The organism is Acinetobacter sp. AS23, assembly GCF_023612055.1.
Lineage (GTDB): Bacteria > Pseudomonadota > Gammaproteobacteria > Pseudomonadales > Moraxellaceae > Acinetobacter > Acinetobacter oleivorans.
The window spans coordinates 466,345-492,565 of record NZ_CP082274.1; the positions used below are offsets into that span (position 1 = coordinate 466,345).

The following is a 26,221-nucleotide window of genomic DNA, read 5'->3' on the forward strand; positions in this document are numbered from 1 at the left end:
ATATTGAATTTATTAAAGTGTTCTAGAGATTAATTCTTTCATAATTTCATTGGTACCTGCATAAATTCGATTTGCTCGGTGATCTATGTAGGCACGCGCAATTGGATATTCAAGCATGTAACCATAACCACCATGTAATTGAAGACAATCATCTACAACTTTTGAAAACATGTCTGAAATTTGATATTTAGCAGCTGCAGCAGCTTCCACACTCAATTTTTCTTCAAGTTGTAATTCCATACAACGATCTAAATAAGTACGGCAGAAATCTATTTCTGTTCTCAATTCAGCAAGTTTAAAACGCGTATTTTGAAATGCACTAACAGGTTTGCCAAATGCTTTACGGTCTTTTGTATATTGGACAGTATGTGCAAATGCAGCTTCAGCGCCTGCCTGACAAATAATAGCGACTAGCATTCGTTCCCAAGCCAATTCTTTCATGAGCATGATAAAGCCCATGCCTTCCATACCTAAAAGATTTTCTTTAGGAACACGAACGTTATCAAAAAATAATTCGCACGTATCTTGGCCTTTCATTCCAATTTTATTAAGAGGCTTACCTTTGCTAAAACCAGCTCTGTCTGCTTCAACAATAATAAGTGATAAGTTTGCTGAACCTTTGTCGTTATTACCCGTTTTACAAACGACTATGACCATGTCACATAAGTAGCCATTGGTAATGAAAATTTTAGAACCATTAATGACGTAATCATCACCATCAAGTACAGCTGTGGTTCTCACTGCTTGTAAATCAGAACCAGTACCAGGCTCAGTCATGGCAATAGCCGTGACCACTTCTCCGGTTGCCATTTTTGGTAACCACTTTTGTTTTTGTTCTTCATTACCAAAGTTATTTACGTAATTGGCAACAATATCTGAATGCAAAGAAAAGCCCGTACTAGAGTCCATAGCATAAGCTTGCTCTTCAATTAAGATCATACTGTACAAACGGTCTACTCCAGACCCACCATATTGCTCTGGCATTGTGGTGCAAAGAAGACCTAATTCTCCAGCCTTATTCCAAAGATCTCGATCAACATGTTGCTGTTTTTCATATTTTTCAATATTGGGAACGACTTCCTTTTCATAGAATTTACGTACTGTCTCGCGGAAAGCTTCATGCTCTTCGTTAAATAGTTTTCTCGGTAACATATTTGGAATAGGACGGATGGCACCAGATTGCATTTGTATTTCTTCCTTGGTTCAGGTGTGATGTTATTTCCTTAAACATACGGAAGCATTTCATGGCGAACAATGTGATGAATGCTCAATTATGAGTACAAGATGATAAATTTGGTCAATTTGATATTTTTAGCGATCTTTGCAATGTGATCAGGTAAACTAGGCGCACTATCAACGCAGATGGGGAAATAAATGTCTGATGAAATGACCTTGGAAGAACGTAAAGTAATTTATCGAGCACGCCGCGGCTTAAAAGAAATTGACGTCTATTTTGACCCTTATGTAAAAAACTATTATCTAACTGCGGATCCGGCAGAGAAGGCCTTATTTGCAGAATTAGTCGAACAAGAAGATCCAGATTTGCTAGATTGGTTCATGGAAGTTTCTGAACCTCCACGCACAGAGTTACGTGAATTTATTTATAAATTAAAACAGTACGTACATGGCTAAACTGTTTTGATAAAAGAATTGAATTTTGAGCTGAAATATAGTCGTTTCTCGATAATATTTCAGCTTTTTATTGGCTTGTGTTTAGCAATCCTATTTTATCAATTGTTACCACCTATGTGGTGGCTATTTAGTCTGATCCTTTTATCTATTAGCTTTCTATTGTTTTTAAAACAATCACGAATTTCTCAAATTGCATATTTAGATCAAAAATCTTGGTCAGTTGTTTATCTTCCTAAAAAAGTGATTCACCGTGTAGAAATTAATAAAATAATTGATTATCAGCTATTTATGGTTGTTTATTTTGAGAGAGTACCTGTGAAAGTAGTCATAATCTGGTTTGATCAACTTCCTTTGCGGTATTGGAAAAAGTTAAAAGTCCTACAGAAACTTCATTAATTGTTAGACAATTCTACATTTGTATATTTATTTAAAATTATAAAAAACAATGATTTAATCTTTATTTTTTTGCTTGTGCTCAGGATTGTCTAATTAAAATATAGAAAAAAGCTAAGGAAATACAATTGTCTGACAATTTCACCTATGGGTATCTATTTGATCGGTTAAAGTACAAACACCAACGTAAAGTGTGTCGGAGGTCTCAAAATGGAGATGCCAACATGGTCGTTCTTGGTCATTGCCATCATTCTGGCAGTGGTGATAGGAAGAGCAGGAACTTTACTCAGGGAACATCTTAACAAAGTTAATTTTAACAAAGTTAAGAGACAGAGGATGCAAGGTCGTCGATCAGTCAATTATTAAATTGGTTAGTCGATTAATTTCATCAAGTGTCCAGTTTATAACTGGGTGCGATTGTAGTAAGGAGGTCTCTCATGGAGATTTCAATGTGGATGTTTCTGTTAATTGCAGTAGTTATGGCTGTGGTAGTAGGAAGAGCAGGAACTTTACTTAAGGATTATATAGAACAAAAATAATATAAGCCGTTAAAAGCTTATCTCAGTTAATAAGTAGCATGTGCTGAACCGTCGCAATGCTACTTTTTTTTGCCTAAAATTTCTGTTTCCCAGAAAAACTGTCAATTTTATCTGCTATGAAGTGTGTCAAAGTATAAGCGCTACAATTAGAGTAATTACTCTTTTATTCAAGATATGCATCTGCTAATGTACATCTGAAAAGGAAAAAACAAATTACATAGAGGACAGGAAGATGTCTAAAGTCCAAAAAATAAGCCAAGGTTTGGCGATGAGTTTTCTTGCAGCTTCAGTTTTATCAGGTTGTTCATACGTCGTGAAAACCGGAGCAAATGTTGCTTTAGGTTTTACGGAAAAGCACGTCGTTCCGCCTATTCTGGCAATGCAAGATGCTGAAATGGTTTGTAATACTGGTAGTGCCTTAACACCAGCAATCATGTCTACTAAAGGTATGGGTGCAGATCCAACGCGTGTTGCGGTATTAATGTATGCAGCTTCAGGTGTATGTGCTGAAAATCAAGCATTAGAACAGGAATTACGTTATTTGCGTGCATCAAAAGCAGGGCAAGTAACTGAAGCTCAAGATGCACGTATTGCACAAAAGCGTTGGGCAGCAATTGCTGCTGAGCGTCAATATACAGGCTATAAGTTGTTCGCTGATCGTTGGGAATCTAAATATAAATACCATTTAGGTGATTCTTGTCCAACGATGCGTAGTGACACTGATCAAACAGTTTATTTACTTGGAATGATTAGTGGCCTTCAGGCTGTGACCAATGATATTAACTCTGGTGGTGCAGTCAATGTTCCAAAAGATATCGCTGCTATTGTAGAGCGTGGCATGGTCTGTCTCGATAATGAAAAATTCTGGGGAGCACCTAACGCAACGCGTGCTGTTATCTGGACTTTATTACCTGGGGCAGATGAAGGTAAACCTGATCCATACCAAACATTAAAGCAATCAGTGCAAATTGGTGAGCAAAAAGGTGTTCGCTTATCTCATGCGTTATATGCGGTAGCTGCTCAAGCAAGTGGTGATGATGCAAAAATTCGTGATGCATTAAGATCCTATGCTGCCTCTCAAGCTGATGATAAGCCTGTTAATCCGAACTTTAAGTTAATCGATAGTATGGCAGGTCTGATTGTACGCGGTATTTCTGACCGTTACTGGACTGAGCATACTGGTGTGCGTACTGGAGATGATGGTATGTCACATTTCTGGGATGATAAGAACGAAGGTGCAGCAGAGCTAGATGAGTTATTTGATGGCGGAGCCGCATCAGAAGCTCCTGCAGATTCATCTGCTCCACCAGCAGCACAGTAAACATATTTGAAAGACTAACTTCTTGCGAGTCTATTGTTAAGTTCTACAATAATTGTAAGAAGTTTAATTTCAAGGAGTGTGCCATGAAAGATCATGTACTGAATAATAAAGTGCTTTTGGTCGCAGTGTGCATTTCCATATCTGCATGTCTACAAGTATTTCCTGATACTTTTATTTATTGGCGGGAAAGTTTACTTGGTGAATTCTGGCGTTTATGGACTGCACATTGGGTACACGTAGGGTGGATTCATTTCCTTTTAAACATGATGGCTTTCGCCTGTTTACCGTTTATCTTTCCGCACACCAAAGCGTGGCATCTTTTAAGTCTACTTTTACTGTTGCCACCGTTCATTAGCTTGGTCTTCTATTTTTATTTACCTTATATCGAGGCATATGCTGGTTTGTCAGGTGTTTTACATGGGCTATATACAGCAGTTGCTTTAGTTTACTTGCAATATCGTAAAGAGCGGAATTTTGCTTTTCTGGTCTTAGGATTAATTATTGCAAAACTGATATGGGAAAATACTTTTGGACAAACAGGAACTGCCCAGTTAATAGGGAGCCCAGTCTTAACTGAAGCTCACTTATATGGAGCAATTGGTGGAGCAATCTTTGGGGGCTGCTATTGGCTTGCTCAAAGATTAAAAAAGAAATATTGACAATACAAACTGTTAAAAAAGTGATTTTAGTCATTCTTTATTAACAAAGTTTGATGCAAATTTGATCGTTGAATAAAGGGATTGGTAGAAGGGGGAAGGAATTAACCCCTGACCAAGAAAATTGCATGACTCAAGCTCCTGTTTTTCAGGTTTTTGAGAGAACAAAATTGGAATATTTATGCAAGAACATCAAGAAAAAAGATCTGGATTAGGTCTGTTGGGTTATATCTGGAACGAATGGATCTCAACATTCGTCATCCTCATTCTACTATTAATGACACTAATCATTGGTACCGGGGAGATGATCCACGGGCAATTATTACGTATCGGGGAACGTCTTTATGGTGATCCTGCGATAGGCATGCAATATTCATTTTTGCGTGCTGAACCTGAAAAGCCAACTTGTGATCGACATCCAAATATCGATGCACAAGTAAAAGAACAAATGAAAGCGAATGCATCTGATGATTTTTCGAGTTTCTTTGGTGCCGCATCTGAAAGTGATGTCCGTGCATCGCTTCTCGCAGCGCAGCAACAATGTGACGAGAAATATCAGGCATATGACAAGACAATTAAATATATCGAAGCTAACCCTGGTGTGCGTACTTACCGTGCCATCGAGACTGGTTTCTTTGGTATTTTTAAATTTGGTACAGAAAACCGCGCAATTTTACTGATCTTTATGGTTCTAATTTCTGCGATTACTGCATCGTTAAAATTTCACCATATTGGCTTACGTAATCCAGCAACAAAAATCGATTACAAAGTCTATTCAATCTTTATGGTGATTGGTAATGCGTTACTCAGTTTCTCTGTAATTAGTCAGTATCGTTCAGTCATTAACTCTGGTGTGACACCTACTTATGAAACAGTAACTATTTACTGGATTTGGATGATTCTATTCGTTGTTCTGACTTTAATTAGTCTTTATCAACTATTTTTTTCACCACCAGCAAAACGTGAAGGCGGTAATATTGGTTTAGCCTTATTAAGTGTACCTTTATATGCTTACATGGCTTTGATTACGGGCATAGTATTCACATTCTTTATGGATTATCCAATGGGGCAAGGGATTTACCTTGGCTTATTGGTTGAGTTCTCAGGTATTTTCTTAAACCTTGCCTTGTTTATTTGGGCAGGTATGCTTTTAACTCAAACACGCGTTATGGACTTGTTCCTTAATGTGCTTCGCCCATGGAATTTGGCACCAGAAACCTTAACATGGTTAATTCTAATTGCAGCTGCGGTACCGACGGCTTATACAGGCGCGTCAGGTATTTTCGTTATTGCAGCAGGTGCAATTATTTATAAAGAAGTCTGGAATGCGGGTGCTCGCCGTCAATATGCATTGGCTGTATCTGCAATGTCTGGTTCTTTAGGTGTGGTAGTACGCCCATGTCTACTGGTTGTTTTAATTGCAATGCTTGACAGTCGTCATGTAACGTCCGATGAGTTGTTTGGCCATGGTGTCTATGTATTTTGGTTAACAGCATTTATTTTCTTGGGTGTTTCATTACTCTTGGCTGAAGAGAAGTTCCGTGTAAATTCACCAAAAGTTGCGATTCCGGGCATGATGCGTGCCTTTGTACCTGTAATTCCATACATTCTGATCACTGCTGTTGTTCTTGCTATTTATAAATATGCGCTAGACACAGGAATGAATGAATTTACTGCCCCAGTAATTTTGCCATTAGTTCTGATCGCAATGATTTTGTATGACAAATTGGTCGCTACAAAAGAAACTCCTGCGATCAATATTCATGAGGCGATTGTTCGTGAACACGAACAGAAATCACCATTCCTTCGAGCGCATGATCCGCATAGTTCTCAATTCCGTCTTGGTTTTGGTGGAGCGCTTCGTTTTGCAACTTCAGAAACTGTAGGCCATATTGGTGCACTAATTATTCTGATGGCATTGTCTGCAAGTGTTGGTGGTTTAATTGAACGTTCTGAAGTGGTTGAATTATTGCCGACTCATTTAGGCAGTATCTATATATCACTAGCATGTATTGCACTGTTACTTGCTATTATTGGTATGTGTACAGATCCATTTGGTGCTGTAATTTTAGTTGCTGCAACCATTGCGCCTGTAGCATACGAAAATGGCATCCATCCAATTCACTTCTGGATGATTGTGTTGGTTGCATTCGAATTTGGTTATGTAACTCCACCAGTTGCCTTGAACCATCTACTCACGCGGTTGTCCGTCGGAGATGATGAAGTGAACGCTGCTGATGCTGAAGCGAAAGAGAAATATACAAGCTTCTACTTCCGCTATGAGCGCTGGTTGCTACCAATTATTGTCTTGTTCTCATCACTGGTATTGGTTACTTATGTGCCATATGTATTTAAGTTATTCGGTTGGTATCATTAACTTAAATTAAAGTATCAGTTATATAAAAAGCCTTCCTAAATGGAGGGCTTTTTTATTAAGAGCATTCAATAAATTTAGGAAAAAGAATGGCTGGAGTTATTAATTAAAATAAAAAAGCTAAAGTTATCTATCTTTAGCTTTTTTATTTCCCATTGAAAAACTATTGCTGTTTGAGCTGAGCTTCAAGCAACTTAACTTGTTCTTCTTTGAGTTTGGTTAATTGATCAGCATCAGCATGCTGAGCTTTTAAAGTTGCTTCCTGATCTTTTAGCTGGCGATGGATGTCATCGAGTTTAGACACTTCTTCTTTTGCTAAAGACTCTTGAGCTGGTACAGGCTGTTTGAGTACATCTTCATTCACAAGCTGTTGTGAACTTGCAGCTTCTGCTACGGGCTCTGAACTTGGTAACGGATCAGTAGTTTTAGCAGGAGCGGGAGTCGAAACAGGTTGAGGATCAACCATTGGTACGGATGACTCGGTTTTTTTGAAAAACCATTGTGCAGCTAAAAAAAGCACTACAAGAATGCTTAAGCCCCCAATTAAAATCCACAATAGTTTTGAGTTTTGTTTTCTTTGTAGTGGCATCTCTAAGACCTTTAGTCAGGACGACGAGGCTTGAACTGTATTACTCCAACTTCATCAGGTACAGCGGGTGCTTCAGGCTCATCAATATGAGTCGGACGATTTTCACTATAACCGCATTCGATACATTCAATCCATTCGTCTTCAGCGGTGGTTAGCATGACAATCCGATCTGTTGCTTCACATTTTGGACATTTAGCCCCAGCAATGAAACGTTTTTTCATCTTTATCACCCTAACCACACGATCAATTTAGGCCCATAGTTTAAGCGGTTTTACTGTCATTCGTCCAACCTTGATGACGTAACAGTGCATCAATTTTAGGTTCACGGCCACGGAAACTCACAAATGCTTCAAGTGCAGTATCTTTACCACCCACTGCTAAAATTGCCTGACGGAATTCTTTACCAGTTTGAGTGTTGAAAATACCTTCGTGTTCAAAACGATCAAATGCATCACTCGCTAAAACTTCTGCCCATTTGTAAGAGTAATAACCTGCCGCATAACCACCAGCAAAAATATGACTGAAGCTATGCTGGAAGCGGTTGTAGTCCACAGCTGGAACAACTGCGTACTGCTTACGAATATCATCTAAGGTCTGCTGAATTTGCTCACTATTTAAAGCAGGTGTTTTAGTGTGAATAGTCAAATCAAACAATGCAAATTCAAGCTGACGTAAAGTTTGCATACCAGACTGGAAGAATCGCGCATTTAATAAAGCATCGAGTAATTCTTGTGGCAAAGTTTGTTTGCTATCGATGTGTTCACTTAATACATCTAGGCTTTCTTTATCCCATGACCAGAATTCCATGAACTGGCTTGGTAGCTCTACTGCATCCCAAGCAACACCATGAGTTCCTGCAACTGAAATATTATCTACTTCGGTTAGCATGTGATGTAAACCATGTCCAAACTCATGGAATAAGGTGATTACTTCATCATGGGTGAGTAAAGCAGGTTGATCACCTACTGGAGGCGTGAAGTTACACACCATGTAGCAAATTGGTTTTTGTAAACCATGAACAGTTTGCATGCGTGAGCGGAAACCATTCATCCACGCACCGCCACGTTTACCCGTACGTGCATAGATGTCAAAGAAGAAGCCACCAATCACTTGACCTTGGTCTTCTAATTCAAAATAACGTGCATCTGGATGCCAGACTGGTGCTTGTCTTTCGATGATGCTAATACCATATAAGCGCTGCACGATCTGGAATAGACCCTGAATGACTTTAGGTGCAGGGAAGTACGGTTTTAATGCTTCTTGCGATAAGTTGAATTGTTGCTGTTTGAGCTTTTCAGAATAGTAAGTACTATCCCAAGGTTTAAGTTCGTCAACACCATCTTGTTTGGCAATCTCTTGAAGTTCAGCAACTTCTTGAAGAGCAGGGGCACGAGCATGCTCAGCGAGATCAACTAAAAAGTCATGTACCGTTTTTACATCTGGTGCCATTTTGCTTGCAAGAGAATATTCAGCGTAGTTATTGAAACCAAGTAACTTCGCCATTTCCTGACGAAGACTTAAAATTTCTTCCATAATTTTGCTGTTATCAAACTCAGTTTGTTCAGACTGATCAGATGCACGAGTGACATAAGCTCTGTAAAGCTCTTCACGCAAAGCACGGTCATCTGCATACGTCATGATTGCAAAATAAGCTGGGAAATCTAGAGTTGCTACAGCTTGATCGAGTTCACGTTGTTTACCGTATTGTTTTAATAACTCAACATTACTTTCAGGAAGACCTTTTAGCTCAGTTTCTGTAAGCGGTTTAAAGTATGCTTGTGTTGCATCAAGTACATGGTTAGAAAAATCAGAAGAAAGCTGTGAAAGGCGAGCAGAAATATCTGCATAGCGTTTTTTCTCTTCACCCTCTAAAGCCACACCAGAAAGTTTAAAATCACGTAAAGCAAGTCGAATAGCACTTTGTTGGGCTGGACTAAGAGACGTATAACCCTGACCATCATGGATATGCTGATAAGTTTGATAGAGCGCCGTGTGTTGACCAAGTTGAGTGTAATATTCACTCAAAGCTGGTAATAACGATTGATAGACTTCTCTGGTTTCAGCATTGTTCATCACCGCATTTAAATGTGATAAAACACCCCATGATTCACTGAGGTTATTTTCAAGTGTATCGACTTGTTCAAGTACGGCAAGTTGTTGAGCGGTATCGGTAGGTACAGCGGTAAGTGTATTTAAAAATTCTTGGCCTGCTTGAATCGCTTGTTGGATGTCTTGTTTTAAATTTTCTAATTTAATTTCATCAAAACGCGGGGTTGGTAAGGTCGCTTGCTGTAAAGTCATTGCTGTTAGCCACATTATTTTTTAAACATGTTATTAGATGTAGGTCCTCTCAAGCCAGAAATCAAGTTTAATGTGCAAAATAAGCTTTTTAAAAAGAAATAAGTCCCAAATCGGGACTTATTTCTAGGCTGGTAACATCTAGTGTTTAATTATTCAGCCTTTGATTTTGCATTGGCCTTTTTCTTTTTAGGCTTGGACTTTTTCTTTACTTTTTCTGGTTTACTTTCGGCTTTTGCAGAAGGTTTTTTACCAGACTTTTTAGTATAAGAACTCGCCTTGGCTTTTTCTTTCTTTTTGTGAACAGGTCTTTCGCCATCGCTACTTGTTGGTTTACTGAAAACTTCTTCAGTTGCCTGTGAAGATGTTTTAGTTGTGCGTGGAGCTCGGCTACGAACGACTCTTCCAGCATGTGTGACTTGTTGAAGAAGCTGGAAGTCAATTTTACGTTCTTCAAGATTTACGCCAGCCACCTGAATTTTAACTTCATCGCCTAAACCAAAGACTTGACCACGATTTTGACCTACCAGATTTTGGCTCGCTTGGTCATAAATAAAGAAGTCATCGCCCAGTTGGCTAATATGGATCATGCCATCGACATATAGATCTTTAAGTGTAATGAATAAACCAAATTCGGTTACTGCACTTACGATACCAATAAACTCGTCACCCAAATGCTGTTGCATGTAGTGACACTTCAACCAAGTTGTTACGCTACGAGAAGCTTCATCTGCACGGCGTTCAGTTTGAGAAAAATGTTCACCAGCATCATCAAGCGCAGCACCAGAGAGAGGATAAGGCTTTTGTTTCAAGTGTGCCTTAATAGCACGGTGTAACAATAAATCTGGGTAACGGCGGATTGGCGAAGTGAAATGGGTATAGGCTTCATAAGCCAAACCATAGTGTCCCGCATTTTTTGCGCCATAATAAGCTTGCATCATTGAGCGTAATAAAACGGCATGAATACTTGGTGCATCAATACGGTCTTTGGTCGCTTCAATAACTTTTTGATAGTCTGCTTGAGTTGGTTGATCAGGGAAGGGTAGACCAAGCAATTTCACAAAGTCTTTTACTTTCTGAATACGTGAAAACTCTGGAGCTTCATGCACACGATATAACATTGGAACATCATGTTCTAATGCATATTCAGCTGCAGCAACGTTAGCAAGTAACATACATTCTTCAATGAGCTTATGTGCTTCATTACGTGTACGTGGCAAAATTTCTTTAATCCCGCCCAGCTCATCAAAAGTCATGTACGTTTCAATGGTTTCAAATTCCATTGCATGGCGATCAGCACGCAAGTTTTTCAAAATTTGATAAAGCTGGAAAAGTGTATTTAAAGATTTATGAACATCACGATCTTTTGGAATCGCATCTGTTGCGCCTTCAAAGTATTGCGCTACCTGGGTATAGGTCAAACGTGCTTTTGAGTGCATAACCGACGGATAAAAATCGTAACCAGTTACACGGCCTGAACGAGAGAGCTTAAGGTCACAGACCATACATAAGCGGTCTACATGAGGGTTCAGAGAACACAAGCCGTTTGACAAAGCCTCTGGTAGCATTGGTAATACGAAGTGTGGGAAATATACCGAAGTGCCTCGTTCTTCTGCTTCTTCGTTGAGGGCTGAGTCTAAGCGTACATAATGGCTAACATCGGCAATTGCGACGACAACGCGGTAACCACCACCCGGACGTTTTTCTGCATAAACTGCATCGTCAAAATCTCGAGCGTCTTCACCATCAATTGTAACTAATGCCAAATCTCTTAAATCAATACGACCTTCACGGTCTTGAGCAGATGGTTCTTTAAAACTTTCTGCTTCTTTTAATACCTGATCTGGAAATTCATATGGCAAACCAAACTCAAGAATGGTTTGTGGAATGATAATTTCTGTATCAGCTTTGTCTGCCATAGACTGAATAATATGTGCTGTTGAAAACTCTTCACGGGTTGGATAGCTATCAATTGCAACACGTAGCATATCGCCAACATTCGCCCCAGCATGTTTTACGAGTTCTTTTTCTAAAGGAATAGGCTGATGCTGATTAGGATTGTTGGGTTGAATAAAATATTCACCCTCATGAACTGACAATTTACCAATTAATTGTTTAACACGATGCTGTAAAACTTCTGTGATAAAACCCCAAGGTTTACCTTTACGGTCTACTGAAGTCTGGCGCACTCTAACTCGGTCACCATTAAATACTAAACGTAGTTCACGTTCAGGAAGTAAAAGATCAGTTTGACCATCAATATGTGCTGTACCTAAACCTTTACTATTAATATAAACAGTTGCTTCATATGTTGGTTGATCTGCCACCAACTGAAATTTAAAACCGTCTTTCATGATTTGACCATCACGAACCATAGCACTTAAACGATGACTTAATGCTTCGATACTTTTTTGGTCATGAATATTAAAATGATCGACAAGCTCTGCATGAGATTGTGGTGTTTGCAACTGTTCCAACGTATCTAAAATCAGAGTACGGCTTGGAATAGGATTGTCATAACGTTCAGCTTCAGCTTTCGCTTCAGGGTCAGCCCAGTTTTTTGTCATGTCGTTTTGTTTCACGCTTGGCAGATAAGTTTAGCATAAGCCATGCAGACCCGAACTGCACGTTCAGGTTTGCAATAATGTGTTATGCACTACAGTATTTTGATGAAGAAATAATATCTATCTTAACAAGCGTTTGATCGAAAAAGACGAAAATAATGAGGAAATTGCTTAAAAAATAATTCATTGAACTAAAAAACAAGAAAATTTCAGTATGATGACTTGAACAATGTGGTTTTAGTTTGTATTATGGCGGCTCGTTCCGGTGAGGTGGATGAGTGGCTGAAATCACTTCCCTGCTAAGGAAGCATACCTATTACTGGTATCGAGGGTTCGAATCCCTCTCTCACCGCCATTTACTTAATGCGCTCATAGCTCAGCTGGATAGAGCACTTGGCTACGAACTAAGGGGTCGGGAGTTCGAATCTCTCTGAGCGCACCAAGTAAAACAGAACGAATCGCTGAAAGGCACACAAGTTACGCGCTCATAGCTCAGCTGGATAGAGCACTTGGCTACGAACTAAGGGGTCGGGAGTTCGAATCTCTCTGAGCGCACCAAGTAAAACAGAACGAATCGCTGAAAGGCACACAAGTTACGCGCTCATAGCTCAGCTGGATAGAGCACTTGGCTACGAACTAAGGGGTCGGGAGTTCGAATCTCTCTGAGCGCACCAACTTGAAGAATTAACCGCTTTTATAGCGGTTTTTTTGTGCTTATTTTTTAGTAATTTTAATAAATCTAAATTTATAACTTTTTAATTATATTAGAGATAATCATAAATGAACCTAGCTTTATTTGATTTTGATGGCACCATCACTCATAACGACACATTCAGCTTGTTTCTTAAATTTTCTTTAGATAGAAAAACACAACTCGTCGGTGGTATTCGGCTTGCACCCTATATAGCTGGCTATAAACTTGGTTGGGTAACGGATAAAACCATTCGAACTAAGCTCTGCCAAGTAGGATATGTGGGTTATGACGCGAATTCTCTAAAAGATATGGGACAAGAGTTTGCTAAAAAGATACTTCCTACATGTGTTCGTGAAAATGCTTTGGAGCGTATTCTCTGGCATAAACAACAAGGTGATCAAATTGTTGTTGTATCTGCATCATTAGGTGTTTATTTAGAAAGTTGGTGTCATTCTTTAGGTTTAGATGTTATATGCAACCAACTTGAAACACATAATGGTATTTTAACAGGCCATTTTATTGATGGTGATTGTGGTTATTTAGAAAAAGTAAATAGAATAAAAAATAAATATGATTTAAGCCAATACCCGACCATATATGCTTATGGTGATACTCCTAATGATTATGCAATGTTGGAATTAGCACATAAAAAGTATTATAGATGGCAAGAGATTGATTAGTATTAAATTAATATTTGAAACTATATTAAATCAGAAAGCCACTTATAAAAGTGGCTTTCTTTTAATGATATTAAACAGTATGGAGCGAATTATCTAAGAAGTTATCAGTAAGTAATGACTGAGGTACGATAGTATGCGTTGTATTTGTTACGGTAGATACTGTAGAAGTTACTCCACCGGGTAAGCTGCCAGTTGTTAATCCACCAAGTAAATTAGAAATGACATCTAAGCCACCTTGACCAGTCACTCCACCAGTTAAGCTACCCACGATATCCGTTACGATACCAATAGGATTTTCTGTGCCACCAGTAACGCCACCAGTTAAACCGCCTAGAAGGTCAGTCACTCCACCGAGTGGACTATCACCGCTAACACTACCAGTTAAACCTCCAAGAAGATCAGTTACTACGCCAAGAGGGCTATCACCACCAGTAACTCCACCAATAGTGCCTGTTACACCGCCAAGGATTTCTGTTAATAAACCAGTTGCAGTAGAGCCATTAGTAATAAGTGTACCGATAATACCAGTCGCTGATTCAGTTGCACCTTGAATATCACCACCGACTAAGTCAGATACAACTTCAAGAGCACCATTTACTGTGTCGCGAGAAGTTTCGAAAGTTAGTGTGCCGAGGTCAGCAATTTCAGAAACAGGATGTTCTACTTGTGGAAGAATACCGATAATCGTATCCGCTACGGTATCAATACCAGTGTTGATAATTTCAGTTTTTAGGCTTTCAACACCTTGAAGAATATCGATACCACCTTGAACTACGTCGATCACCGGAGAGATTGGAGATGTTCCACCACCGATACCGCCCGTTACGCCGCCGATGATGTCAGTTACGACTTCAAGAGGGTTACCACCAACGCCGCCCGTTACGCTGCCGATGATGTCGGTTACAACTTCAAGTGGGTTGCCACCGACACCGCCTGTTACACCGCCGATGATGTCAGTCACAACTTCAAGCGGGTTACCGCCAACTCCACCCGTTACGCCACCCACTACATCGGTAACACTTCCTACAACACCAGTGATAATACCAGCAGCAGTTGTACCATTATTGATAAGTGTACCCAGAATACCAGTTGCTGATTCAGTTGCACCTTGGATATCTCCGCCAACTAAATCAGAAACAACTTCAAGAGCGCCGTTTACCGTGTCGCGAGAAGTTTCGAAAGTTAATGTGCCGAGGTCAGCAATTTCAGAAACAGGATGTTCAGTTTGTGGAAGAATGCCAATGATTGTGTCGGCAACAGTGTCGATACCTGTATTAATAATTTCAGTTTTTAGGCTTTCAACGCCTTGAAGAATATCGATACCGCCTTGAACTACGTCGATTACTGGAGAGATTGGAGATGTGCCGCCACCGATACCGCCCGTTACGCCACCGATAATGTCGGTTACAACTTCAAGTGGGTTACCACCAACGCCGCCTGTTACACCACCGATGATGTCCGTCACCACTTCAAGCGGATTACCACCAACGCCACCAGTTACACCGCCCACTACATCGGTAACACTTCCAACTACACCAGTGACAATACCTGTAGCAGTTGTACCATTGTTGATAAGTGTTTCAACAATTCCAGTTGCTGACGCAGTTGCGCCTGAGATATCTCCACCTACTAAATCAGAAACAACTTCAAGAGCACCGTTTACGGTGTCGCGAGAAGTTTCAAAAGTTAAGGTACCAAGGTCAGCAATTTCAGAAACAGGATGTTCAGTTTGTGGGAGTACTCCAATGATTGTTCCAGCAACAGTTTCAATGCCAGTGTTGATAATTTCAGTTTTTAGACTTTCGACACCCTGAAGAATATCGATACCGCCTTGAACGACATCAATGACAGGGGAAATTGGTGATGTTCCGCCAGTCACACCACCTGTTATGCCACCAATAACACCAGTGACTACTTCAAGGGGATTGCCGCCAGATACGCCTCCAATCAAACCACCAGTTACACCACCCACAACATTGGTTACTGTTTCTAATGGATTTGTAGAACCGACAGTACCAGTTACAGTGCCAACCACATCAGAAACTAAGCCTGTTGCAGTATGCGTAACCGTATTAGTTACTGTAGAAATAACATTTGAAAGTAAGCCTGATGTTGAAACATGTGCATCAACAGAAGAACCCGTGTTTACAGTGGTATTTACCGATACAACATTACCCAAGTCTTGAGTAACTTTTGAGATCGAAGATACGAGATTTTTTAGTAAAAACATGTTGGTCTATTTCCTATATAATTATGTATTTTTAAGTAAGTATTATTTATTGCGCTACATAATTAATGAGATGTATATCTCAATAATTGGAATTTAGTATTGGTTAGATATCAAAAGCTGTCAATGTGTATTTTTAGTCACATTTTTTAATATTAAATAATATTTAAAGAAATAATAATTCATTTAATTTAGACGTAAAAATAATAATGGTTTTTATATAATATTTTTTTAATTAATTATATTTTTTCTTATATTTCCACTTATTTGAAGCAGTATATTAGATAAATTTTACTTAGGTCTATAATGTTAGGGCTTAGCTAGAAATATATTATTTCTATAATGTTGAGTGAAATGGTCGACTTTAGCTTTTAGGTATGTGGCGAAATACGTCAAAAAGCCTATAAAACTTATTTGAAAAAAAATATTTCAAATACATCTTAGGTAAGAAAGTCTTCAATAATTTTAGCTACTATTTTATGTAAAAGAGGGGTGTGGCTAAGAACTAGACGGTTGATGACAGAAAGATGAAAAAAGGCTTCCTAAGCCTTAAAAAATGCGTATAATGCGCAACATCAAGTACGCGCTCATAGCTCAGCTGGATAGAGCACTTGGCTACGAACTAAGGGGTCGGGAGTTCGAATCTCTCTGAGCGCACCACTTGAAGAATTAACCGCTATATATAGCGGTTTTTTTGTGCCTATTTTTTGTCATTTCTATTAAAAGCCGGTGCTCGTGGCAACCAGCTTTGAAAGAGTTAAAAAGTAGAAAATTAGCCAAATGTTTTAAAACGATTTTCATCTTCAATAAAAGCTTTTTCTCCGGCTTCGGCTTCGATTGAACCAAATACCAATTGAGCTCTTAATTTCCAATGAGCAGGAACATTAAAAGCAGCATTAATTTTCTCATCAATGATTGGATTGTAGTGTTGCAAAGAAGCTCCAATACCTTGTTCAGCCAGTACGTTCCATACTGCAAATTGTGCAATTGCTGTTGAGTGCTCAGACCATATTGGAAAATTATCTGCATATGCTTCAAATTGCTCTTGTAGACCTTTAATCACATGTTGGTCTTCAAAAAATAAAACTGTACCTGTACCTGCCGCAAAACTTTGAATTTTCTGCTCAGTTCCAGTTAGGGCTTCTGCTGGAATAATCGTTTTTAATACATCTAAAACAATATTCCAGAAATTTTGGTGGGACTGATCAAATAAAATCACAACGCGAGAAGACTGGGAGTTAAATGCAGATGGGCTATGTTTTACAGCCTCTTGAATTAATTTTTCAATTTCAGTTGGGGACTGTTTTAAGTTCTTTCCTATTGAATAAATTGAACGACGTTTTTTAATTAATTCTAAAAAGCTTGGTTCATTTGAAAGGTTCGTCTCTTGAGTGGTTTGCGTAACCACATCTTTTGAGACAGTTGCTTTTTGATTTAAGCCAAATAATTTTGCAAAAAAAGACATGAGACATTCCACTAAGAAGGTGATGCTCTTATTGTAGAAATTTTAAAAAGTGAAATAAGCTCAAAAAATATGAATCTACGTTCCATATATGCAACGAAAAATATTTTGCAACTGAACTATAACTGCTTCTTTTAAACAAAACAAAAAATAGCCTTTGATTCATTTTAAAGCTGAAATGAATATGCTCTAATAGTTTCGATTTATTGAGTATTGATGCATTGCAATGACTGAGCAAAAAACAGCTTTATCTTTACGTTACTATTTGAATTTAGAAGAATCACAAGATGGATTTTCGTTAGTAACATTTGGGAAAAAACAATTTACCCGTTTTCTAACACCTGCGATTAGCATTGCAATTATTATTTGGGGACTTTATTTAGGTTTCTCTGGGGTTGGCCGATATTATGTCGGATTAGGTTTGTTTTTTCTGGTGATGCAAGGGCTGATGCGTTATTGGCTTTTACCGATGTTATTTAAACGTCAATTTGTTCGTTACCAGTTCGGAAAGAGTGAGCAGGGAATCGACCTTTATCAAGATTATTTTGAGCTTTATTCCAGTGAGCGTAAGCAAGTAGTGCAATATGCGGATGTGCAAACCTTTGCTAAAGGTAAGCTGACGTACATGCTTGAGTTAAAAAACAAAACTGTAATTATTGTGCCAAAGCGCGCATTTGCACAGGTTTCAGATCAAACGATATTTGAAAATACATTTAAGAAATAAATTATTGGAATTATTAGCCGCAACAACAAAGGAAGCCTCATGAATACACGTCCTTCAAAAATCGTTTGCGTAGGCAGAAGCTATGCTGATCATGTCAAAGAATTAAATAATGCTATGCCTGACAAGCCTATATTATTTATTAAACCACCTAGTAGTTTAATTGGTTTAAATGACGGTATTTCCTGGAATCCAGCTTGGGGCAGTTGTCATTTTGAGTGTGAATTAGTTTTACGTATTGACCAGCCTTTAAAAGGTGAAACAGATCCTGTAAAAGCATTAAAAGCGATTGGTGCGGTGACATTAGGTCTCGATTTAACAATGCGTGATTTACAGAATGATCTGAAAAGTAAAGGTCATCCATGGGAACGTGCAAAAGCTTTTGATGGTGCTTGTGTATTGGCTGATTGGGTAGATTTGAGCGAAATTACAGATTGGCAAGAGACCAAATTCACTTTCCATATTAATGATGAGTTACGTCAAGATGGTAATACGGCATTATTAATGTTTACCATAGGTGATCTATTAGCTGATATTAATCAGGTCTTTTCACTAGAACCGGGTGATGTAATTATGACAGGTTCACCTGCTGGTGTTGGGCCATTACACTCGGGTGATCAGTTAAAAATGACATTAAAAGGTGCAACGCAAGATTTTGTATGGAAAACTTTTGTGAAAGCATAAGCTATTCCTAAATTTCCCAATAAAAAAACCTATTATTTTTCAATAATAGGTTTTTTTATTGTCTAGAAGTGGAAGATATTTATATTAATAAATCGTTATTTTTCTATTTCTCTTCAAAAACTGTTGAAAGAGGAATAGAAAGTTTTGCAGCCAAATAATCATTAGATTCAATGAGCGCTGGTCCAATTTTTTCCATCCATTCATCGTCATCATGCACATTTTGGACATCTTGACGTAAAGGCAATGGGTACGGAAGGGCTGTGAAAAAACTCCAGAAATCAACTTGGGATAAATTACGCGCTAGAACATATTCATCTTTATCGGTGCGTTTAACTAAATTTTGTTCTTCTAGTAAAAGCACATAAGCAGGCCAGCGACCAATTTCTCCACGGCCTAAAATTTCTAAAGCTTCTTTATCACTTACACTTTCACCCAGCTTTTGCTTTTTATAAAACAGCTCAAGAATATCTAATAACATTAGAACAGGATGTCGTTTTTGTTCTTTACCTGAGTGAAAAGCAGTTAAAGCAAAACTAACTTCTACACCCAGTAAAATAATATTCCATGAAAGAAAGATCCATAACAGGAAGATAGGTACCGCTGCAAATGCGCCGTAGATCAGTTCATAGCTGGTGAAATTTGACATTACGAAGCTGAATAGGTTTTTGAGAATTTCAAAAAGTACAGCACTTAAGCAGGCTGCTATACCGGCTGCATAAACTGGCACTGTTCGATTCGGAATAGTCCAATACAAAATAAAAAAGCCAACAATGGTCAATAAGAAAGAAATTAACCAGAGTATGAATGATCCATCAAGTTGATATCCTGCAAAATTATTGCTGAGAATATTCATAGAAGCGACAGTCGAGGAAATGACGAATGCACTTCCTAAGATAATGGGACCTAAAGAGATGATGGTCCAGTAACGCATAAAACCCATAATGCCACTACGAGTTTCTTTTACGCGCCAAATGCGATTAAAGACGGTTTCAATTGAGGTCAGCATTAAAACGGTAGTGACGAATAAAAACAGCACACCAATAACGGTCAGGTTGCTCGATTTCTCTGTGAAAGCGTTTAGAGCTTTATCAAATGCAATAGTGCTCTTAGGTAAAAAATTACTATAGATTAAATGTTGGAGCTGTTGTCTTGCAGGTTCTAGCGCTTTAATTGAAGAGATAATAACTAAAAAAACCGTTAACATCGGCACAACTGCGAATAGTGTTGTATAGGTGAGGGAACCAGCTTGTTCACGGCACCGATCAGCTTCAAAACGTTTAAATACATATAAAACGAACTGAAACCAGGTTTTATTATAAAAAGGAAGCTTACTTAAAAAACGTTGTAACATGCGTTGTCTATCCCGATTTTTTTAATCATCATGTTGGGCGATTAATAGCTTATCAAAGTATGAGCTGAAGAACTCAAATCGTAGATTAAAGCAAAATAATAACTTATAGAATTAAAGTCGTTCTGTAAGTTTACTATGCGCTATAGAAAAAATTGTAGCCATAATCTTTTCAGAAAAGTTGACTTTCTGTTGTGTGATCATAAGATTCATCAAAAGTTGATGAACCTTTTACTCAACGAATTTGAGAAATTTGCTCGTGTTGCCTTTAACGCTAAACAATCAATCAACTCTAGAATTTCATAAAATTGGTTTCGCCAAAAAAATAAAAAATACCGTATAGTGTTCTTTTTAACAAAATTTATGAAACCGATGCAACCTTACATTCTTGTACTCTATTACAGTAAATATGGTTCTACTAAAGAAATGGCGCATTTAATTGCCAATGGTGTTGAGTCTGCGGGTATGTCAGTGAAAATTCGGACAGTGCCAAATATTGCTCCGGTCGTCACGGTAGCTGAACCAAGTATTCCAGCAGAAGGCGATATCTACTGTACGTTAGATGATCTAGCGAATTGTGCAGGTCTGGCGTTAGGTTCCCCAACTCGCTTCGGCAATATGGCAAGTGAAATGAAATATTTTTGGGACCAAACGACGAGTCTTTGGCTCAATGGAGCATTACATAATAAACCTGCTTGTGTTTTTACTTCTTCTGGATCAATGCATGGTGGGCAGGAGAGTACTTTACTCACGATGTTGCCGCCGTTATTTCATCACGGGATGATGATTCTGGGATTACCAAATGCAATTCCAGCTTTATCTAACACTAAAACAGGTGGAACACCGTATGGGGCAAGTCATGTAAGCGGACCCCGCCATGACCAGAGCTTAAGTCAGGATGAAAAGATTTTGTGTGAAGCTCAAGGTAAGCGTTTGGGTGAAGTTGTTAAAAAGCTGGTGGTTTCTCTTTAAACAGCCAAAAAAAAGAGCGGATATCCGCTCTTTTTTATTTGCACAATTTATTCTTTTACAAAAGTAACTTTACCATCTGTAAGAGAAAGAACACGTGCTAATGACTCAACTCGGTAGCCTTTTTCAAGCAATAAATCACGGCCCGGTTGGAATGATTTTTCAATCACAATACCAACCCCCACAACTTCTGCATTTGCTTGGTGAATTAAATCAATTAGTCCTAATGCTGCTTGGCCATTCGCCAAGAAGTCATCAATAACTAATGCTTTATCAGTTGAATGAAGGTGTTTGTTTGAAATCGCAATCGTGCTTTCCGTTTGTTTAGTAAAACTAAATACTTTAGAGCGATATAAGTCATCTTTTAACGTCAATGACTGATATTTACGAGCGAAAATTACAGGTACACCAAGTTCCAAACCTGCCATGATTGCAGGTGCAATACCTGATGCTTCAATGGTAATAATCTTGGTAATCCCTGCATCTTTAAAGCGAGCGGCAAATTCTTTACCAATCTGCTGCATTAATACAGGATCAATTTGGTGGTTTAAGAAAGCGTCGACTTTCAAGACTTGATCAGATAGAACGATACCTTCTGTTAAGATTTTCTGTTCTAGTGCGTGCACGGGAGAATCCTCTAGACGGATGCTTTTAAAGCAAATGCGTATTTTAAAAAGCATCCGAAAAAATGCAAGCTTTAATTCGTTTTACCTGTATAACTTGTTAATAACAGGCCATAAGAAGTTTTACCATCAACATGGCTGACTTTAACTGGTAAGTAGTCCAATTTAGGTGCTAACCAGAAAATAGTATTACGGTCTGGTTTGCCATGTTCTAAAACAACTTTTACGGTATCGAATGTGCCATAAGAAGTTTTAATTTTCTCATTACCTTGTTTTACAAAACGGCGATTTTCAACTTCTTTTGCATCGGCAAGAGGGTATGAAGTTTTAAGAGAACCATTTTTTAAATCTTCACGCACTTGTAATTCTGCATTTAACTCATCAAGTACACCAGCCTGCCAAGCAAATGAACGAGCTTTATCATCTTTCTTGGTAGAAATAGTTTTGCTGTTTGGATTAAAGTTAATATTCATAGTGTTGTTATGAATCAAAATTTTGCTGGTACGGCTAAAACTTTGAGATCCAATTTTACCATTAGCAAAACTAAATTTACTTGTTTCACTTGCTGAAGCAATTCCACCTGCTTTTGCCGTGAAATTATAAGTCCAATTATTACCTTGCTGGCTTAAGGTACGTGTAGCCGAACCCATACCTTTATTATTATAAGTGAACTGATAATTTGCCTGAAATGGGCTCATGGCAAGTGCATGGCTTGAGAAACCTGCAAAAAGCAAAGTTGTTGAAATACCTGTTGCGATGCCAAACGATTTCAGAAATTTTGTTGCCATAAGTAAATATCCTTGTACAGACTGAAAGTCAGTGCTGATGCATCTATAACTTAAACATATTATGCCTGTTGATCATGGAGAAAAAATCAGGATTTATGCTAAATGTGTAATCTATTTGTGTTTTTTGGCAGTTAATTCATTTTTATTCATAACATCGCTATACATCTTTTTGCTGGATTGGTGTGATTTCAGAATCTTCTAATTCATCTTCAAAATCATCGTCCTGATCACGGTAAAGTAACGCAGCTAAATTCACATTTCCAAATACGACTAACTCAGCCTCACGAACTCGTGCGTAATTTACATGCACCTTACTTAATGTCTCGATAATACTGGCTTTTTTACCAAACCAGCGATTGAGATCAAGGAATATGAGTTCATCACGTTCTTCTGCTACATTAAAACGTTCCAGAATCATTCCTAAAGGATCTTTTTTCAAAATTTTATGGTAGTAAAAAACCGCGGCTTTTACGGCAATCATCTGCCAAAAGTTTTTATATTTCGCTTCAATAATTTGTGTATTACTAATTTGTTCAAAAACTAAAAGCTGTTGTTCTTGATTAAATTCCATCTGAATCAGCTTTAAATCAACAGATAGTGTCGTCTCTAGGCCTTTTACATGCATGGTTGCATATAACCTTAACCAGTCATGATAAAGATCCGCGTGGAGGTCATCTAGAAATTCAACATTATTGGTGACATAACGTTGTAAAGTGGCATTCAGAAAGGTTTGTGATAACGTAAAATCTCTTTCTTCTTCAATGAATGCTTCTGCTTTTTGGTAGACCTTTTTAAGGCGTCTGACTAATGAGGAAAATAGCGTTTGCATAAAAGAACTTCCAGAAGATAATTTACTTAAGAACCAACACAATCTTTATTATGATAAAAAACGAGTTTTGATATTGCAGTGTAACAAATTTAATTGATACATTTTGACAAAATGAAAATGGATAAAACTCTATATTTGAAGTGAATCACACTTTTATCCAGATTTGAATATCAGTTTATATTTTATTCGGTATTAAACCGTGGGGATAAGGCATTTATATGCTTTTAAGATTATGTTGAACAAAAGAAGTCTATCCATAGAGCCTTTTTACCATTGGTGGCAAGACCGAGTCTTTATTGCTGCAACAATATTAGCAATCTTACTGCATGTTTTTGTGTTGCTCATCCACTTTGCCATGCCTAGCCCATCAGAGCAATCTACTAAAGAAATTGCAATTTCAATTCGATCAAGCAATGAGCCAGTTCAGCAGGCAGATTTTTTAGCACAAGCGGACCAGCAGGGTTCGGGCACATTTCGTGAAGCCCATCGGACCTCTAGTGATACTCCAAATCTGATGCCTAATGATGCTTCAACTGGAAATGCAGAGTTAGAAAGTTTGCAAAAGGTTCAGCAACAAAGAGAGCTTAAATTTGAAGAAAAAGTCTTAATGACTGTTTTGAGTTGGCAAAAACAAGCTGATGCGAGTCAAAGGAAAAAAGAACTAGAACAATTACAAAGTCAATTTCAGGCAAAAGCTGCGATGGTGGCGAGTCTTGAAGCACAATATTTACAACGTAGACAAGATTTCAGTCGGCAACAAAAAATCAAAACAGTAGATGGAATTCAAGCGAAGAAAGATGCTTCGGCTGCTTATTTAGATAAGTTCCGTGAAAAAGTAGAGTTGTATGGTAATCGCTATTATCCAGAAGAAGCCAAACAACAACAACTAAGAGGTGAAGTCCGTTTAATGGTGATTTTGAATGCTCAAGGCGGAATTCGTGCAATTCGATTACTTGAAAGCTCAGGGCATTCAATACTAGATGAAGCAGCTAAGTCTTCAGTACGTCGCGGCGCACCATTTGGGCATTTCGATGCCAATATGAAAGATATTTCTGAATTACGTATTGTACGTACGTGGCGTTTCGATCCGGCTCAAGCAGAATTTGAAGTACATTAATAAAAAATGTGGATAAGTCTTAGCTTATCCACATTGATTATAATTAATTAGACAAAAGGCCATTTGAATATAGACTAGGTTTTTTATCTAATTAAGAATGATTAGATCTGTTCTTGGTAAGGATTTTCGATATTCAGCTTTGCTAGAATTTCGACTTCAATCCCTTCCATTTCCTCTGCATCTTCATCACTGGTTTCATGGTCATAACCAAGCAAATGTAAAACACCATGTACTAATAGATGTGCAAAATGATTTTGGGCAGTTTTTTTCTGTTCTAATGCTTCTTGTAATACCACTGGAATACAAATAACTAAATCACCTAAAGGTAAGGCATCAAGCATTGGTAAAACTTCTTCAGGAATATCACTCGGAAAAGATAAAACATTAGTTGGTTTATCTTTCTCTCTATATTGCAGATTAAGTTGTTGGCTTTCTGCTAAATCGACACAAGCAACGCCAATTTCGCAATCTTCTTTATAGCCAACGTGGCGTAAAGTTGTCTCAATAATTTTTTTGAGTTGAGCTCGTTTGAGCTCTAACTCAGGTGATTGAAAGTCTTGTTGTAAACTTAAACTGATTTTCAAAATAAATCCTTAAGCATCTTGATGTTGCAAGTCTGCTGCTGTATCGTTTTCAGCAACTAATGCCTCTTGACGTGCTTTGCGTTCAGCACGTGCTTCAGCATTAAGACGCTGTTGTTCACCATCCCATCCTTCATACGCTTCAACGATTTTTTGAACCAGTTGGTGACGTACAACGTCACGGGAATGGAAACGGGTAATATGAATTTCTGTAATATTTTCGAGTACGCGAAGTGCGTGTGCCAAACCAGATTGTTGGCCTCGAGGTAAATCTACTTGGGTAATGTCACCTGTAATCACTGCACGAGAGCCAAAACCTAAACGAGTCAAGAACATTTTCATTTGTTCTGGTGTTGTGTTTTGAGCTTCATCCAAAATGACAAATGAATGGTTAAGTGTGCGCCCACGCATATATGCAAGAGGCGCAACCTCAATGACTTGACGCTCGATTAACTTAGCAACTTTTTCAAAGCCAAGCATTTCGTAAAGTGCGTCGTAAAGAGGACGTAAATAGGGGTCAATTTTCTGAGTTAAATCACCAGGTAAGAAACCCAGCTTTTCTCCAGCTTCTACAGCAGGACGTACAAGTAAAATCCGCTGGATTTCGTTACGTTCTAGCATGTCTACGGCGGCAGCAACTGCTAAATAGGTTTTACCTGTACCAGCAGGGCCTACACCAAAAGAAATATCGCTTTGTAAAATACGTTGTACATAACGTTTTTGATTGGCACCACGTGGATTAATGCGGCCTTTTCGGGTCTGGAAATAGACATCAAGCGGCGCATCGTGTTCATCCATTTCGTCACCAACCAACTCGAAATTGCGCTCAGTTTGTGACGATTGAATGAGGAGGTGTAATAGATCAGCACTGATTTGCTGGGATACCTCAGACTCTTCGTAGAGTCGTTGCAATAATGCTTCGGCTCTCCCAACAGCATCTATTTCACCATCTATGTGAAAAACATCTCCACGATGAGTAATTTTGACATCTAAACGCTGTTCAATTTGCTTCAGGTGCCCATTATAGGCACCTAGAATGCTCTTTAAACGTTCCATTGAAATTTCAGGAAATGTTACGGTACGTCGAATCGCTGCAGTCAAGAGAAAACCTTTCAGTAGACTTTAGAATACC

General features: G+C 38.4%; 23 protein-coding genes and 5 tRNA genes. 15 read left to right on the forward strand and 13 right to left on the reverse strand.

Annotated features, from left to right (window positions below):
- Nucleotides 1-12 precede the first annotated feature (12 nt).
- Nucleotides 13-1,185 (reverse strand): acyl-CoA dehydrogenase family protein, encoded by a 1,173-nt coding sequence (locus K6I41_RS02275; protein ID WP_250375128.1) that lies wholly within the window; start codon nt 1,183-1,185, stop codon nt 13-15.
- Between the two features lie 189 nt (nt 1,186-1,374).
- Between K6I41_RS02275 and K6I41_RS02280 the strand changes: the two genes are divergently transcribed.
- The 5 genes from K6I41_RS02280 (at nt 1,375) to K6I41_RS02300 (ending at nt 6,918) form a co-directional block, all read left to right on the forward strand.
- Nucleotides 1,375-1,632, forward strand: a complete 258-nt coding sequence (locus K6I41_RS02280; RefSeq protein WP_005301304.1) for an FAD assembly factor SdhE — start codon at nt 1,375-1,377, stop codon at nt 1,630-1,632.
- A 6-nt stretch (nt 1,633-1,638) separates the two neighbouring features.
- The gene (locus K6I41_RS02285) at nt 1,639-2,028 is read left to right on the forward strand and encodes a hypothetical protein (protein ID WP_250375129.1); all 390 of its coding nucleotides are present in this window, start codon (nt 1,639-1,641) and stop codon (nt 2,026-2,028) included.
- Between the two features lie 768 nt (nt 2,029-2,796).
- Entirely contained in the window at nt 2,797-3,885 is a 1,089-nt protein-coding gene (locus tag K6I41_RS02290) for a hypothetical protein (protein WP_013196784.1), read from the forward strand.
- Between the two features lie 83 nt (nt 3,886-3,968).
- Entirely contained in the window at nt 3,969-4,544 is a 576-nt protein-coding gene (rrtA, locus tag K6I41_RS02295; protein ID WP_004789598.1) for a rhombosortase, read from the forward strand.
- A 178-nt stretch (nt 4,545-4,722) separates the two neighbouring features.
- Complete coding sequence (locus tag K6I41_RS02300) at nt 4,723-6,918, forward strand: TRAP transporter large permease subunit (RefSeq protein WP_005301316.1); 2,196 nt, start codon at nt 4,723-4,725, stop codon at nt 6,916-6,918.
- A gap of 160 nt (nt 6,919-7,078) precedes the next feature.
- Here the strand turns inward: K6I41_RS02300 and K6I41_RS02305 are convergent, their stop codons facing one another.
- The 4 genes from K6I41_RS02305 to rnr all read right to left on the reverse strand — a co-directional run bounded on the left by K6I41_RS02305 (nt 7,079) and on the right by rnr (nt 12,369).
- A complete protein-coding gene (locus tag K6I41_RS02305) occupies nt 7,079-7,504 on the reverse strand; it encodes a hypothetical protein (protein ID WP_250375130.1) in 426 nt (141 codons plus the stop codon).
- An 11-nt stretch (nt 7,505-7,515) separates the two neighbouring features.
- On the reverse strand, nt 7,516-7,725 hold the full coding sequence (locus tag K6I41_RS02310) for a YheV family putative zinc ribbon protein (RefSeq protein ID WP_004639498.1): 210 nt from the start codon (nt 7,723-7,725) through the stop codon (nt 7,516-7,518).
- 40 nt (nt 7,726-7,765) lie between these two features.
- Nucleotides 7,766-9,820, reverse strand: a complete 2,055-nt coding sequence (locus K6I41_RS02315; protein ID WP_199945161.1) for a M3 family metallopeptidase — start codon at nt 9,818-9,820, stop codon at nt 7,766-7,768.
- A 134-nt stretch (nt 9,821-9,954) separates the two neighbouring features.
- A complete protein-coding gene (gene rnr, locus K6I41_RS02320; protein WP_013196788.1) occupies nt 9,955-12,369 on the reverse strand; it encodes a ribonuclease R in 2,415 nt (804 codons plus the stop codon).
- A gap of 261 nt (nt 12,370-12,630) precedes the next feature.
- Here rnr and K6I41_RS02325 point away from each other — a divergent pair.
- From K6I41_RS02325 to K6I41_RS02345, 5 genes are all read left to right on the forward strand, one after another.
- Nucleotides 12,631-12,721: transfer RNA gene (locus K6I41_RS02325), tRNA-Ser, on the forward strand.
- A gap of 10 nt (nt 12,722-12,731) precedes the next feature.
- Nucleotides 12,732-12,808 (forward strand) — tRNA-Arg (locus K6I41_RS02330).
- A gap of 39 nt (nt 12,809-12,847) precedes the next feature.
- Nucleotides 12,848-12,924, forward strand: a tRNA-Arg gene (locus tag K6I41_RS02335).
- A 39-nt stretch (nt 12,925-12,963) separates the two neighbouring features.
- Nucleotides 12,964-13,040: transfer RNA gene (locus tag K6I41_RS02340), tRNA-Arg, on the forward strand.
- Nucleotides 13,041-13,146: 106 nt separating this feature from the next.
- Nucleotides 13,147-13,740: an HAD-IB family hydrolase gene (locus K6I41_RS02345; RefSeq protein ID WP_049837374.1), complete on the forward strand. Its 594-nt coding sequence runs from the start codon at nt 13,147-13,149 to the stop codon at nt 13,738-13,740.
- Between the two features lie 70 nt (nt 13,741-13,810).
- Here K6I41_RS02345 and K6I41_RS02350 read toward each other — a convergent pair whose 3' ends face one another.
- Nucleotides 13,811-15,970, reverse strand: a complete 2,160-nt coding sequence (locus K6I41_RS02350; protein WP_250375131.1) for a hypothetical protein — start codon at nt 15,968-15,970, stop codon at nt 13,811-13,813.
- Nucleotides 15,971-16,550: 580 nt separating this feature from the next.
- On the opposite strand from K6I41_RS02350, the gene K6I41_RS02355 reads away from it, so the two are divergent.
- Nucleotides 16,551-16,627: transfer RNA gene (locus K6I41_RS02355), tRNA-Arg, on the forward strand.
- Between the two features lie 112 nt (nt 16,628-16,739).
- On the opposite strand, the gene K6I41_RS02360 is transcribed toward K6I41_RS02355, so the two are convergent.
- Nucleotides 16,740-17,432, reverse strand: coding sequence for a nitroreductase family protein (locus K6I41_RS02360; RefSeq protein WP_250375132.1), 693 nt, complete (start codon nt 17,430-17,432; stop codon nt 16,740-16,742).
- A 223-nt stretch (nt 17,433-17,655) separates the two neighbouring features.
- Between K6I41_RS02360 and K6I41_RS02365 the strand changes: the two genes are divergently transcribed.
- Both K6I41_RS02365 and K6I41_RS02370 read left to right on the forward strand, forming a co-directional pair.
- Nucleotides 17,656-18,153, forward strand: a complete 498-nt coding sequence (locus tag K6I41_RS02365; protein WP_005301331.1) for a YcxB family protein — start codon at nt 17,656-17,658, stop codon at nt 18,151-18,153.
- 39 nt (nt 18,154-18,192) lie between these two features.
- Nucleotides 18,193-18,834: a fumarylacetoacetate hydrolase family protein gene (locus K6I41_RS02370; RefSeq protein WP_250375133.1), complete on the forward strand. Its 642-nt coding sequence runs from the start codon at nt 18,193-18,195 to the stop codon at nt 18,832-18,834.
- A gap of 103 nt (nt 18,835-18,937) precedes the next feature.
- Here K6I41_RS02370 and K6I41_RS02375 read toward each other — a convergent pair whose 3' ends face one another.
- Nucleotides 18,938-20,185, reverse strand: a complete 1,248-nt coding sequence (locus K6I41_RS02375) for a YihY family inner membrane protein (RefSeq protein WP_016140126.1) — start codon at nt 20,183-20,185, stop codon at nt 18,938-18,940.
- 360 nt (nt 20,186-20,545) lie between these two features.
- Between K6I41_RS02375 and wrbA the strand changes: the two genes are divergently transcribed.
- On the forward strand, nt 20,546-21,154 hold the full coding sequence (wrbA, locus tag K6I41_RS02380; protein WP_023274375.1) for an NAD(P)H:quinone oxidoreductase: 609 nt from the start codon (nt 20,546-20,548) through the stop codon (nt 21,152-21,154).
- A 47-nt stretch (nt 21,155-21,201) separates the two neighbouring features.
- Here the strand turns inward: wrbA and K6I41_RS02385 are convergent, their stop codons facing one another.
- The 3 genes from K6I41_RS02385 to K6I41_RS02395 all read right to left on the reverse strand — a co-directional run bounded on the left by K6I41_RS02385 (nt 21,202) and on the right by K6I41_RS02395 (nt 23,391).
- Complete coding sequence (locus tag K6I41_RS02385) at nt 21,202-21,777, reverse strand: xanthine phosphoribosyltransferase (RefSeq protein ID WP_004789579.1); 576 nt, start codon at nt 21,775-21,777, stop codon at nt 21,202-21,204.
- A gap of 71 nt (nt 21,778-21,848) precedes the next feature.
- Nucleotides 21,849-22,562 carry a DUF3108 domain-containing protein gene (locus tag K6I41_RS02390; RefSeq protein ID WP_004789577.1) on the reverse strand — a complete coding sequence of 238 codons (714 nt, stop codon included), beginning with the start codon at nt 22,560-22,562 and terminating at the stop codon, nt 21,849-21,851.
- 157 nt (nt 22,563-22,719) lie between these two features.
- Nucleotides 22,720-23,391 carry a hypothetical protein gene (locus tag K6I41_RS02395; RefSeq protein WP_250375134.1) on the reverse strand — a complete coding sequence of 224 codons (672 nt, stop codon included), beginning with the start codon at nt 23,389-23,391 and terminating at the stop codon, nt 22,720-22,722.
- 232 nt (nt 23,392-23,623) lie between these two features.
- On the opposite strand from K6I41_RS02395, the gene K6I41_RS02400 reads away from it, so the two are divergent.
- The gene (locus K6I41_RS02400; RefSeq protein ID WP_250375135.1) at nt 23,624-24,508 is read left to right on the forward strand and encodes an energy transducer TonB; all 885 of its coding nucleotides are present in this window, start codon (nt 23,624-23,626) and stop codon (nt 24,506-24,508) included.
- Between the two features lie 101 nt (nt 24,509-24,609).
- Here the strand turns inward: K6I41_RS02400 and ybeY are convergent, their stop codons facing one another.
- On the reverse strand, nt 24,610-25,092 hold the full coding sequence (gene ybeY, locus K6I41_RS02405; protein ID WP_004789571.1) for an rRNA maturation RNase YbeY: 483 nt from the start codon (nt 25,090-25,092) through the stop codon (nt 24,610-24,612).
- A gap of 9 nt (nt 25,093-25,101) precedes the next feature.
- Nucleotides 25,102-26,190 carry a PhoH family protein gene (locus tag K6I41_RS02410; protein ID WP_004789570.1) on the reverse strand — a complete coding sequence of 363 codons (1,089 nt, stop codon included), beginning with the start codon at nt 26,188-26,190 and terminating at the stop codon, nt 25,102-25,104.
- Nucleotides 26,191-26,221 lie beyond the last annotated feature (31 nt).